The organism is Treponema sp. Marseille-Q3903 (assembly GCF_014334335.1).
Classification (GTDB): domain Bacteria; phylum Spirochaetota; class Spirochaetia; order Treponematales; family Treponemataceae; genus Treponema_D.
The window spans coordinates 1,311,088-1,323,777 of the sequence record NZ_JACSEU010000001.1 but is presented as its reverse complement, the minus strand read 5'-3'; the positions used below and the strand labels follow the sequence as shown (position 1 = coordinate 1,323,777).

The 12,690-nt window shown below is 36.8% G+C and carries 13 protein-coding genes and 2 tRNA genes; 2 read left to right on the top strand and 13 right to left on the bottom strand.

What is annotated here, in order from left to right; translation table 11 throughout:
- Nucleotides 1–7: 7 nt before the first annotated feature.
- The 8 genes from mltG to H9I37_RS05970 all read right to left on the bottom strand — a co-directional run bounded on the left by mltG (nucleotide 8) and on the right by H9I37_RS05970 (nucleotide 5,319).
- Entirely contained in the window at nucleotides 8–1,072 is a 1,065-nt protein-coding gene (mltG, locus tag H9I37_RS06005; RefSeq protein WP_187381549.1) for an endolytic transglycosylase MltG, read from the bottom strand.
- Nucleotides 1,069–1,260, bottom strand: coding sequence for a hypothetical protein (locus H9I37_RS06000; RefSeq protein ID WP_187381548.1), 192 nt, complete (start codon nucleotides 1,258–1,260; stop codon nucleotides 1,069–1,071). The genes mltG and H9I37_RS06000 overlap by 4 nt, the downstream gene beginning before the upstream one ends.
- Nucleotides 1,257–2,189 carry an MBL fold metallo-hydrolase gene (locus H9I37_RS05995; RefSeq protein ID WP_187381547.1) on the bottom strand — a complete coding sequence of 311 codons (933 nt, stop codon included), beginning with the start codon at nucleotides 2,187–2,189 and terminating at the stop codon, nucleotides 1,257–1,259. The genes H9I37_RS06000 and H9I37_RS05995 overlap by 4 nt, the downstream gene beginning before the upstream one ends.
- Before the next feature lie 262 nt (nucleotides 2,190–2,451).
- Nucleotides 2,452–2,534 (bottom strand) — tRNA-Tyr (locus H9I37_RS05990).
- 9 nt (nucleotides 2,535–2,543) lie between these two features.
- Nucleotides 2,544–2,616, bottom strand: a tRNA-Thr gene (locus H9I37_RS05985).
- 58 nt (nucleotides 2,617–2,674) lie between these two features.
- A complete protein-coding gene (locus tag H9I37_RS05980) occupies nucleotides 2,675–4,249 on the bottom strand; it encodes a glycogen synthase (RefSeq protein WP_187381546.1) in 1,575 nt (524 codons plus the stop codon).
- Nucleotides 4,250–4,270: 21 nt separating this feature from the next.
- On the bottom strand, nucleotides 4,271–4,645 hold the full coding sequence (locus H9I37_RS05975; RefSeq protein WP_187381545.1) for a chorismate mutase: 375 nt from the start codon (nucleotides 4,643–4,645) through the stop codon (nucleotides 4,271–4,273).
- The gene (locus H9I37_RS05970) at nucleotides 4,642–5,319 is read right to left on the bottom strand and encodes a hypothetical protein (protein ID WP_187381544.1); all 678 of its coding nucleotides are present in this window, start codon (nucleotides 5,317–5,319) and stop codon (nucleotides 4,642–4,644) included. The genes H9I37_RS05975 and H9I37_RS05970 overlap by 4 nt, the downstream gene beginning before the upstream one ends.
- A gap of 77 nt (nucleotides 5,320–5,396) precedes the next feature.
- Here H9I37_RS05970 and H9I37_RS05965 point away from each other — a divergent pair, with 77 nt between their 5' ends.
- Both H9I37_RS05965 and H9I37_RS05960 read left to right on the top strand, forming a co-directional pair.
- A complete protein-coding gene (locus H9I37_RS05965) occupies nucleotides 5,397–5,768 on the top strand; it encodes a hypothetical protein (protein WP_187381543.1) in 372 nt (123 codons plus the stop codon).
- Nucleotides 5,769–5,770: 2 nt separating this feature from the next.
- Nucleotides 5,771–7,192, top strand: coding sequence for a CCA tRNA nucleotidyltransferase (locus H9I37_RS05960; RefSeq protein ID WP_187381542.1), 1,422 nt, complete (start codon nucleotides 5,771–5,773; stop codon nucleotides 7,190–7,192).
- 88 nt (nucleotides 7,193–7,280) lie between these two features.
- Here H9I37_RS05960 and H9I37_RS05955 read toward each other — a convergent pair whose 3' ends face one another.
- From H9I37_RS05955 to H9I37_RS05935, 5 genes are all read right to left on the bottom strand, one after another.
- Nucleotides 7,281–8,975 carry an AMP-binding protein gene (locus tag H9I37_RS05955; protein WP_187381541.1) on the bottom strand — a complete coding sequence of 565 codons (1,695 nt, stop codon included), beginning with the start codon at nucleotides 8,973–8,975 and terminating at the stop codon, nucleotides 7,281–7,283.
- 9 nt (nucleotides 8,976–8,984) lie between these two features.
- Nucleotides 8,985–9,536, bottom strand: a complete 552-nt coding sequence (locus H9I37_RS05950) for a helix-turn-helix domain-containing protein (RefSeq protein WP_187381540.1) — start codon at nucleotides 9,534–9,536, stop codon at nucleotides 8,985–8,987.
- A gap of 36 nt (nucleotides 9,537–9,572) precedes the next feature.
- Nucleotides 9,573–11,219 (bottom strand): AMP-binding protein, encoded by a 1,647-nt coding sequence (locus tag H9I37_RS05945; RefSeq protein ID WP_187381539.1) that lies wholly within the window; start codon nucleotides 11,217–11,219, stop codon nucleotides 9,573–9,575.
- A gap of 174 nt (nucleotides 11,220–11,393) precedes the next feature.
- Entirely contained in the window at nucleotides 11,394–11,993 is a 600-nt protein-coding gene (locus H9I37_RS05940; protein ID WP_187381538.1) for a GNAT family N-acetyltransferase, read from the bottom strand.
- Nucleotides 11,994–11,997: 4 nt separating this feature from the next.
- Nucleotides 11,998–12,684: a DNA alkylation repair protein gene (locus H9I37_RS05935; RefSeq protein ID WP_187381537.1), complete on the bottom strand. Its 687-nt coding sequence runs from the start codon at nucleotides 12,682–12,684 to the stop codon at nucleotides 11,998–12,000.
- Nucleotides 12,685–12,690 lie beyond the last annotated feature (6 nt).

The window sequence follows — 12,690 nt, the reverse complement described above, 5'->3', positions numbered from 1 at the left end:
CTTATTCCTATTTTTTTGTTGAAAGATTGTGGCTTGCTTTGTGCTCATCAAAAGTCTCTGTAAAACTGTGACGACCGGCAGTTGCATCTGTCAACTGAAAAAAATAGAAATCAGTATTCGGTGTATTTGTGCAAGCGTTAAGCGCAACTAAACCGGGATTTGAAATTGGTCCCGGCGGAAGTCCCGCCCACTTATATGTGTTGTAAGGATTATCTATTTTCGTATCGCTCAGTAAAACTCTATCAGGATGAGGGCGCCCTTCAATTTCTGTAATAATATACACAATTGTTGCACAAGAATACAAACCTATATTATGCCTGATTCTGTTTTTAAAGACGCTGGCAATCAAGGGAGCTTCGTCAGAAACCCTGTATTCCCGCTCAACGATTGAGGAAAGAATCACAGTCTGGAATAAATCAAGTGCATTCATCTGTGAAAGGTTTGGAACTTCTTTAATTTTTTCATAGAAATTTTTAATCATTATGTCAACGACTGAAATAGCAGACATTCCGCCTGTAAGAAAATATGTATCGGGAAAAAGATATCCTTCAACCGATTGAGCCGGTATATTGTATTTTTCGGCAGTTGCAGGATTTTTGCATATTGAAACAAAATCATCTTTTGAGCAAATTTTATTTTCATCGAGGATAGCTGCAATTTTTGTGATTGTAAAACCTTCAGGAAAAGATATCTTTATATATTCTTGCATACCTGATGTCAGCTCTTTTTGAATTTCAATGACATTCATATTATCGCTTATATAATAGATTCCGCTTTTTAGGACGAATGTAAAATTATCAGCATTTGGAAATAAAATTTTTTTTAGAAAATCATAGCGAGCAATATAGTAAAATATTTTTTCGTTTTTTATCAATTTTTTATTTTTAAGAACTTCCGCAACTTTGTAAACAGACATCCCCGAAGGCACTTCAATTCTGACTTTTCTTTCTGTTTCCGTTTTATTTACAGCGCTGACTTGATTTTTTGCATATAAATACAAACCAAAGAGCCCGATTAAAAGCGCACCCAATACAAAAAAAGATAATATAAGATTCCTAAATTTATTTTTCATGAATAAAACTTTTTTACCTCATCAAGCGACATGTTGTTGTAAATTGAATCTTCGAGTGCTCTGCAAAACGATTCAAGCCCGGAAGGGATTTCTTCCTGCTTTTGACGCAAGAATTTTGCCATCAAAAACAATTCCTTTTTTGAAAAAGAATAATCAAGCACGCTATCATCTTCATTATCTAAAATCATAGAGTTATCTCTTGAGTTTCTTTTGCAAGATTGACTTCAACATCGGAATGGTTGATATACTGAGCATACCATCTTGCAGCCTGAAGAATCGAATTAAGTTTTTTGTCATCATAAGCCGGCTCGTGATGAAAAAGATATACTTTTTTTATATTCCAGTAAACAGCAAAATCGATCGCATAGCAAAATGCCGAATGCCCCCAATTTTCTTTACGGTAAACTTCTTCGACTGTATATTGAGAATCAATCACAATTGCGTTCGCATTTTTAAAAACTTCTCCGCCTTTTTGAGGTTTTGAATAATCGGTAGATTTAAGCTCCACGTCTGTCGCATATACAAATTTCTTTCCGTCTATTTCAAAAGAAAATGCAGAACATCCGCCGGGATGACGCATCCTGTGTGAATTGACTTTGATTCCTTCGATTTCAAATTGCTTGCCTTCTTCAACAGTATGAAAATTGAACTTTTTAGAAAGCGCCTGAACTACATCCGGTGGGCTATACGGAACTTTTACCTGATCTCTTAAATACTGTTCAGCTTGCTCATAATGGGAATACACTTCAAACTGGCAGTCTTGATTAAAGCAGTGATCAAAAAAAGGAAGCCCATGTATGTGATCCCAATGAAGATGTGAAAAAAAAAGGTAATATTTATCAGGGCATTTTCGAGCTTTGCCTAAAGCCCGGATTCCAGTTCCTGCATCGAGGATAATATGAGTTTTATTATGAACGAGCTCTACACATGATGTATTTCCACCTGTAGTTCCAAAAATCCATTGAGGAAGTGTTGAAATAAATTTCGCACGTGTCTCTGAATTTTCAAGATCTTCAGGTTTTGCGCGCTGAATCGCTGCCATTATTTTTGATTGAATCTGCTGTGGAGATAAAGGAGTTGGAACAGACCCTCGAACTCCCCAAAATGTGATTTTCAACTTTTCCCCTCTTTCAAGTCTTTAAGTTTAAACCATATAAAATAATTTGTCAAACAAACGACAGACAACAAACACTTGACCAACAATCACTTTCAGGTCTCGCTGTTTTTTTTGCACAAATCAAATCGATATAAATTCAATAAGCCAAACCATGTTGATTTTGGAAAGCACAATGTATATATAAAAGTCAAAAAAAATCTTAAATAAAAAAAAAGAGCTAGAGACCAATCTAAATCTTTCTAACTCTTTCTAATTCTTTACTTGGGGAGTTGAGGATTCGAACCTCAGAAGGCGAAAGCCAACAGATTTACAGTCTGTCCTATTTGACCACTCTAGAAACTCCCCTTTTGGGAAAGCTGCCTGTAGGATTTGGACCCACGACCCCGAGATTACAAATCACGTGCTCTACCAGCTGAGCTAAGGCAGCAAATTTTGTTTTATTTGAACATTTTTGAATATATATATCTTTGAAAAAATAGTCAATACTAGTTTTTGCTATTTTTTAAAATATCTTTAAAAAACGGCAGATATTTTTTTTGTATAACATTTTTCCAATAATACTTTTGATGAACACTGAGAGCGGCAGCTTTTATCATCTTGTTGATCACACCGGGTTTTAATTCTTTTATCGTGATAATTTCAGAAAGTGCCGCTGCTAATCCTTCGGGTGTATTATTTTGATAAAGAAAACCTGTTTTGCCATCTTCAATTTTGTTCAGCCCTCCTGTTCTGTGAGCTACAGGAATAGTTCCATAACACTGACCTATAAAGTCTTCAAGGCCGCAAGGTTCAAAAAAACTTGGGAGAACGATAAAATCGCACGCTGCAGTTGCAATGCGGACGACAGCTTGATTATATCCGCACATAAAAGTAATCTTTCCAGGATATTTTTCAGTAAGGGCAATGATTTCAAGTTCAAGAACAGATTCTCCATGCCCTGCAATTACAAAACGCACATTTTGATAATTTTCAATGATAGCTGGGATCGCTGCTGTCAAAACAGATATACCTTTTTGGCTTGTAATGCGACCGTGGTAAAAGATATATGTTTCTTTTATAAACTCGGTTGAACATTCTAGTTTTCCAAACTTATTTATTCCAGCCGTATCATAGTTGTCTGTATTTACGATATTTTGAATAAAGAATTTTCGGCATTTGAGTTTTCCATCGAGGTCATTTTTTTCAGGATTAAACTCAAAAGGAAGTTTTGAAGCCGCACGGTCGGAAGGATTATAACGGTCGAAATCAAAACCGTTTGTAATCCCCTTAATCTGAATTCCTTTTTCCGCAAATATTGGAGCTAGCCCTTCCGTCTGTTTTGAATTTTCAGGGTTCAACAGTTCTTGCGCATAAGTTTCTGAGACAGTTGTAAGATTTGCACCGCAGTTTGCCGAAATCAAAAAAGGTTCTACAGATTTTCCGTTCATAGATTTTTCGAGGAGTTCTGTGTGCAAACCTGTATACCACGCCGCTTCTCCAAGACATGAAAACTGATGATGATAACAAGGTCCTGCATTGTGAATTGTCACAACTGTCTGAGTTTTTTTAAAGCATTTTTTAAGTGAAATAAAAGCCGGAAGACACGCAACTGGCGCATCTTGGCAGTGAAGAATATCAGGAATCTCGGAACGCAAGACTAAAGTTCCGTATTCGGCGACAGCTTTTTGAAACAGAATATCTTTATAAAGAAGATCTTCATGCCCTGTGCCTCGTCTATGATTTGGGTTTTGTTTTTCTTCATTTTCCGTGTATGTATAAACTGCTTCTTTATCAGCAAAGCGATGATTGTTTATAAAAACTACATCAAAGTTTCCTTTTATGCATTTTGCCGTTGTATATGATACTTTTTCTTTTTTACCGCAAAGCTCAATTTCCGTAGATAAGTTTAAATCTTTAATTTCAGAGAGGATATCCCACTGGTTGCATTTAAAAATGGGGATGAATAGCGTAACTTTGTTTTTCAATCCCGCAAATTCTTTGCAAAGCGAATATGTGACATTTTTTACGCCGCCGGCTTCTGCAATTCCAGCGCATTCCATGCTTACAACCCAGAGTTTCATAATTAAACTACCTCTTTTTGATCACATCGTTGAATAATCAGAACGTAATTTTTCCGCACCATTTAGATAAATATTTTTCTTTTCGAGAGAAGAATCAATGTAAGCCGTAATCATTGTACGTATGCAAGATTTCATTGAACCTTCGATTTTAGGTTCTTGGCAGCAAAACAGCGAAGTCTGTGTAATATCGCAACCTATATTACCAAGTCGCAGTGCAGTTGCCGGATTAAAGGCGGTGACATCATCAGTGAGCGAAAACTGAATTGAAACAATATCTTCCGAAACTAATTTATTTTGGTTGATAATTTGAGAACACATTGTACAAACCCATTTTTCAATGCTCTCTCTTGCATTTTCAACACAGACTGCCCCACGAATCGATGCTAACTTTTTCATAAATTTTCCTCTTCTGATTTACTGTTCAGTTCCAGTTCTCTGCTCACTTTTTCCTGAATTTTTTTGTAAAGCGCATAGTCGGGAAGGCTTGAACTTGTAATTGCAAAGGCAGAAATATCTACATCAGGAAAATCTTTATAAAATCGAATAGATTTTATAAGCTCTTCACGGCGAATAGACTCGGGGCGAAAATTAGATTTTTCCTGTACTTTTGCCAGAATAAAATCTGTGGCAGACTGTGCAATAACATCACCCGCTTTTTCTAAATACTCATAAAGGTTTTGATTATCTGAAATCTTGTTTTCTTTAAGCAGGCGAATCACAGCTTCAGGCGAAACTGTCAAAGAAATTGAGTAGCAAATTTTGTAACTGAAATTATCAGAAGAATTGTAAACCGCAGAATAAACTGAACCCGAAGGAAGTTCACCTGTAATTTCTTTATTCAAGTTTGCAGGTTCAATCGTGAAACTTTCAATTTTTGCGTTAGTCGGGAGAAGGAATTGCCAATGCCACGAATATTTCCCATTGATGACAGGTTTTTCATTTATTCCGCTTGTTTTAGAAATTACAACTCCGAACTGTCCGGGCTTTACTTTTATTTGAGTCCAGCCTAGATAAAAAATTATGCCGCCAAAAACAGCTAAAATCAAAACACTTATAAAAAATTTCTTCATAGACTATAACCGAAAAATTCAATAAAATATGAATATATTTTAAGAGTATAACAGTACACAGCGGTCTGCTTCAAGTAATGAAAAATAAAATAACTTTCAAATACGAAAAAAAGGTTTCAAATACGCTTGCATACAAACTGCCAATGATAATCACAATGGCTCTGACGCTGTTTTGCCTCCTCATTGTAACTCTTTACATCATTGGGAATTATCAAAATTTTCTTGACGAAAGCCAGAATTTACTTCTTTCAGTTTTATCTTATACCTCGATTTTCAACATGTTGCTTTCTATCGTTCTTTTGGCCGAGACTATAATTAAAATCGTCACTGAAAAATACAAATTTAAAAACATCGTGAATATGGTTATGCTGACTTTTTTTATCATATTGAGTTTTATTTTTTTGATTGTCTCAAACGTAGTCAATTTTATTTCGATGGGAATTAATTAACTATGATTTCACTTTTCAATTTCGGATTAAAAAAGAAAATTCAGATTCCTCATGTTCTTAAAGAATTTTACAAAGTCTTTGAAAAAAACGGTTTTAAAGCATACCTTGTCGGTGGAGCTGTACGCGATATATTTCTTGGTCAAAAAGCTTCTGATTGGGATGTTGCGACAAACGCTTTTCCTCAAGATGTGATCCGCATTTTTAAATTTGTCGTGCCGACAGGAATTGAGCACGGAACTGTGACCGTGCACTTTATGAAAACAGAAATTGAAGTCACAACTTTCAGAACTGAAACAACTTATTCTGATGGAAGGCATCCCGACAAAGTAAATTATGCAGCCACAATCAAAGAAGACTTAAGCCGCCGTGATTTTACGATGAATTCAATCGCAGTTGATTTAAAAGACGGCAAAATTGTTGATCCATACGGCGGTCAAAAAGATATAAAACGAAAATTGATCCGTACAGTCGGTGATGCGTACGACAGATTTATGGAAGACGGACTGCGCCCAATTCGAGCATTGAGATTCGCTGCAAAACTCAATTTTAGTATAGAAAAAAATACATATTCAGAGATATTCAAAAGTGAAATTCAAAAAAAAGTGATTTCAATTTCGATCGAAAGGTTTCATGACGAATTTGAAAAGATTATAAAAACAGAAAAACCTTCTGTAGGTCTAAAACTTATGGAAGAGACAGGAATATTAAAACTTTTCATTCCTGAATTATCAGCATGCCGAGGATGTATTCAGTCTGATTACCGCGGGTTTCACAAATTTGACGTGCTCGACCACTTATTTTATGCGTGCGACGGAGCTCCTCCTTCTAAAGAAAATGTGCGCCTAGCTGCCCTTTTTCACGACATCGGAAAACCTTTAGCAAAACAGATAAGCGTGGAAAACGGAGTCGAAACGCTTACTTTTTACAACCATGAAAAAATCGGTGAAAAAGTCACACGACATATTATGATCCGTTTAAAATTCAGCAACGAAATGACAAACAATGTATGCCATCTTGTAGAACAGCACATGTTTCATTATGAGCAAACGTGGACAGATGCCGCAGTGCGCCGTTTTATAATAAGAGCAACGCCACAATCGCTCGAAGATTTATTTGATTTACGTCTTGCCGATATGTACGGAATGTATAACACTCCAGTAGATTCTAAAAGTCAGGCAGTCTCTCTTTTAATTGAACTTAAAAACAGAATTGCAGACATCATGGCAAAACAAAATGTTCTATCGTTGAAAGCACTTGCTGTAAACGGCAAAGATTTAATAAAAGAAGGGATTCCTGCCGGCAAACAACTCGGAATAATTTTAAATGAACTTTTAGACTGCGTCATCGAAGATCCGTCAATGAATGAAAAAAGCAAACTGATTGACGTTGCAAATAAAATATACAACAAAAATAAAAACAATTAGAGTTGCAATATTTACCCGGCTGTTAGATGGGTTAGATGACGGAAATCTGTAAGCAGTACAGTGGCGCGTGTTTATTTGCGCCTACAATTTATTTTATATCTTTGCGCTTGATTTTTCCGCTTATAGTCTTTGGCAAAGAATCTGCAAACTGTACAATTCGCGGATATTTGTAAGGAGCTGTTGTCTTTTTTACAAAATTTTGAATATCTTTTACAAGTTCATCAGATGGTGAATACCCTTTTGCAAGCACAATAGTCGCCTTTACAATCTGACAGCGGACAGGGTCAGGAGCGGCTGTAACTGCACATTCAACTACGGCAGGATGCTGCATCAAAACAGATTCAACCTCGAATGTTCCAATCCTATACCCTGAACATTTTATAACGTCATCATTGCGTCCTGTAAACCAGAAATATCCGTCTTCATCACGCCATGCATTGTCGCTTGTATGGTACCAGCCGTCGTGCATCACAGACTTTGTCTTCGCTTCGTCACCAAAGTAACTCATAAAAAGTCCCGGAAATACGCCATTTTTCATTTCGACAACGATTTCGCCTATTTCACCATCTTCTACCTCGTTGCCGTCTTCATCTACAAGAGTTACATTGTAGTAAGGGGCAGGTTTTCCGAGGCTGCCTGGTTTAATCTTTTCATTTCCGTAATTAAAGAGAGAAAGAGTTGTTTCTGTCTGACCAAAACCTTCATGAATTTCTTTTCCGGTAACAGATTTCCATTTGTTGAACACTTCTTCTGAAAGAGGTTCGCCGGCTGTAGACCAGTGTTCGCAGCTTGAAAAATTGTATTTTTTTAAATCTTCTTGAATCAAAAATCGATATATTGTAGGTGGAGCACAAAAAGAAGTTATGTGATGCTTTTGAATCTGATCCATCAAATCAATCGGTTTAAATTTATCATGATAGTCGTAGATAAATACACAGCATTCTGCAATCCACTGACCGTACAGTTTGCCCCATACTGCCTTACCCCAACCTGTGTCCGCAACAGTAAGATGAAGACCTCCCTTCCGAACCTGCTGCCAGTAAGAAGCTGTGACAATGTGTCCAAGCGGATACATGAAGTTATGTGCAACAAGTTTTGGATGGCTTGTAGTGCCTGATGTAAAATATGCAAGCATGATGTCCATGTTTGTGTTTATATCACGGCGATTAAGGGAATGAAGCTCTTCTATTTCTTTTTCTGTGACAGATGATACGCCTGATGTAAAATCTATCCAGTCAGGATTTGCGGACTTTTGTTCTTCATTAAAACCTTTGTCTATCCCAAAAGGTGCAACGCCAATCAAAGTTTTTAAAGAAGGAGATTCTGCTTTTGCCTGTTGACAAAATTTAAAAACATCGCGGTCATCTACAGCGACGATCGCTTTTATATAAGCGGCATTGCAACGAAATATTATATCGTCTTTTGTAAGCATGTGAGTTGCAGGAATCACGGCAGCACCTATTTTGTGAAGGGCAACAATAGAAATCCAAAATTCGTACCGACGCTGTAAAATCAGCATCACAAAGTCACCTTTTTTAATTCCCTGCTTTCTAAAAAATGCGGCAGCTTTGTCTGTTCTCTCTGAAACTTCCTTGAAAGTCAGAGTGAGTTCTTCACCCTCATCATTGCACCACACAAAAGCTTTTGCATCAGGGTTATTTTTCCCAAGATAATCTACAACATCATACCCAAAGTTGAAATTCTCAGGCACGTTGATTTTATAATTTTTAAAGAAGTCATCATAATCAGTAAACTCTGTCCGCTCTAGAAATTTCTCTAACATAATTTTCCCTTAGATTATTATTGCCAAAAATTTAGCATTTTTGTTGTTCAATGCCTGCATGCCGTGTTTGCATGTCGCATCAAAATAAACTGAATCACCTTCTTCAAGTATAAGTTCCTTACCGTCGATTACAAGTTTCATGCTGCCTTCAATCATGTATTCAAATTCATGACCGGGGTGAGAGTTAAAGTGAATCTCTTTTGTTTCTTCCGGCGTAATAGAAACAATAAAAGGATCGGCTTTGCGGTTTTGAAACCCCGACGCAAGCGCCTGATATTTATAGTCACTCCTACGTTCTACAGAAAGCCCTTTGTCCTTTTTTGTTAGACAGTAAGAATGCATGTGAGGCTCTTTGCCTGATATCAGAGTTCCAAGATCGATCCCGTATTTTCTCGACATTGACTGAAGCACACCGACCGGAATATCAACAGTTCCAGTTTCATATTTTTGATACTGCTCTATAGAAATGCCGCAAACACCGGCAGCTTCCTCTACAGAAACATCCATGATTTCACGCAAACCTATAAGACGGTCTGCAACAGCCTTTATATCTTCGTTCATAGCCAACCTCTTTTATTTTTTTTGATTACGATGAAATCAATCATCGATCTTTAATTTCTCACGGCGATACTTTGTGCCAATCTCTGTGAGCTTAAATTTCTGAATTTTTCCTGAACCAGTCATCGGGAATTCTTTCAAAAACATGACTAACTGCGGCCATTTGTATTTTGAAAGTTTTCCTCGACAAAATTCAATCACATCTTGTTCTGTAAGTTTAGCATCATCGTGCAAAATTATGAATGCACCTGTTATCTCGCCATAATGTTCCGATTTTACAGCGGCAACTTGAATGTCTTTAATCTCGGGCATTTTAATCAAAAATTCTTCTATTTCTCGCGGATAGATATTTTCGCCGCCACGAATAATCATATCTTTAATGCGTCCTGTAATTCTGAAATTCCCATTTTCGTCTTTTACACCAAGATCGCCGGAATGCAAAAATCCATCTTTATCTATCGCTTGAGCAGTCGCTTCCGGCATTTTGTAATAACCTTTCATGACATTCCAACCTTTGCAGCACATTTCACCTTGAACGCCTACAGGACACTCTTTGCCGCTTTCAGGGTCGATAACTTTCACTTCAATTCCATCAAAAGCATCGCCTACCGTAGTGGTTTTAACTTCAACGCTGTCATCCCAATGGCTCTGTGTCATTCCAGGGCTTGTTTCAGTAAGTCCATAAACTGATGTTATCTCAGGCATGTGCATTTTTTCGATCACTTTTTTCATCAATTCGACAGGGACACCGGCCCCGGCCATGATTCCGGTGCGCAGAGAAGACAAATCAAACATGCTGAACATCGGATGGTTCAATTCCGAAATAAACATTGTCGGAACTCCGTACAAAGAAGTACACTTTTCTTTTTGAATTGAAGCGAGTGCAACTAACGGATCAAAATTTTCAAGAAGGACAAGAGTTCCTCCGTGTGTAAGGACTGCCATAACTCCAAGTACAATTCCAAAACAATGGAATAATGGAACAAGAAGGCAAAGTCGATCATTTTCTGTATAACGCATGCGTTCACCGATTATAAACCCATTGTTTATGATGTTGTTGCTTGTCAGCATCACGCCTTTTGGAAAACCTGTTGTTCCTGATGTATACTGCATGTTTACAACGTCTTCAGGAGTGACTTCAGATTCAATCTTATGGATAATTTCGATATCGACATGTTGACCAAGCAAAAGCAATTCGGGAGTTGAATAAAGTCCTCGAAATTTTTCTGGTCCCATAAAGACAACATTTTTTAAGCATGGGAATTTTGCCGATTTTAGACAACCTCGCTCATAACTGTCAAGTTCAGGAATCAGCACTTTTATCATTGAGACATAGTCGGAATCTTTTATTCCATCTGAAAGACAAAGTGTGGTCAAATCCGACTGTTTTATAAGATATTCAAGTTCGTGAGTTTTATAAGACGTGTTTACGGTAACTGCTACAGCTCCAAGTCGAGCGCAGGCAAACATATACGTAAGCCAGTCGGGAATGTTAGTCGCCCATATTCCGACATTTTGACCTTTACGAACGCCGATGGCATACAGTCCGCAAGCTAAATCATCGACCCGTTTGTCAAATTGAGCATAAGAAAAACGCAAATCACGATCTGCATAAACCATAAATTCGTGAGACGGATTAGCGCTAACTTTTTCTCTCAACAACTGATTTAAAGTAATATCGAACATATATACCTCTTTCATCTATTGTTTATGTATTGTTTATGTCTGGTATATTATCTTAAAATTAATTTAATATCAATAAAACTCTTTAATATAATTAAATTATTTTTATAACTTGGCTGCTAAATCTGCGGTAAAAGTCGGCACCATCGCTCATCATAACGATTTGCAATATCAAAATCATATTTCTAAAAGATTTTTCTTAAATATAAACGTTTTGAATTCCTGTTTTTTGTATGTAAACATATCGCAAACACCGTTGTAAATCATCTCAAAACCGTGCTCTGCGTACCATTTCCAGTCGCATTCACAATCTGTCCAAAGATAAAGCGTTTTATACCCTTTTGAAAGAAGCAATTTTGCAGACTTTTTTAGCATTTGAGAACCGCAGCCTTTTTTATTGCTGACATAAAGTGTCAATTGAATATCATCATCATTCATCAATTTTTGAGTTTTATAATCCATCAGTTCTATATATGAACGACATCTATCAAACGCCTGTTTTTGTTGAAGCGTGAAATCTTTGTTTATTTGTCGAACCCAGCTATTTACAGTACACAAATCTCCCTTGCACATAAAAAATGAACTCACAAGGAACTCACCTGTTTTATTATCTGTAAGCTGGAAGCGTTTATCGTTTTCAAAAAGGTTACTGCGGATTATCAATTCCGAATAAAGACGGCGATAAGTTTCCGGGGCATCAAAATCGCTCCAAAGAGGAAAAACAATATCTACAATTTGTGGAATATTTTTTATGTCAAACAGTTCAAACTTAAACATCTTTCTATGATTTTATTTTCAGATTCCGTAAATATTCTTTTTGTTCCGGTGTAATTCTAAAACTCTCGAGCGCCTTTTGGATAGTTTTATTGTGCGTCCAAGTGTCGAGTCGTCTTTGCTCAACAAATTTAATTGCGCTGTTCCACTGCTTTGCAAGCGCTTCGGCAAAAAGCCACGCAGTCATCATATTGACATAATATTCGTCTGTTCTAACTTTTGCAGGCCACTCAAGGTATTCCTGATCAAAATCGCTTCCCAAGAAGTTTTTCATAAACAAAATCATTCCTATTCGCTTTGTATAAGGCTTGTCGCTTTCAATCCAGTTTTTTACGTGAGAAAGCAATTTTCCATGATTTTTATTTAATACTTTTGGATTTAGTCCGTCGCTTACAGCCCAGTTAGTCACAAATGGCAAAAACTTGTTGATTTCAAAAATGCACTGTTCAAAGTCTTTTAGTCTATTTATCAGCTGGATATGAAGAATATTTTCCTCCTGATATTGATGTGGAACCTCATTCATAAATGTTTTAGCTTGTTCAGAAAAACAACCGATTTCTTTTAGGATTTTACTATACTCGGCTGCACGAACACCGATAAAAGATTCTCGAGGTTCTGTTGGGACTAACTTAGCGACAAAATCGGCGTATTTCGAGTCTTGGCGTGAAAATAATTTTTTTTGAATATCTGTCATATTTTT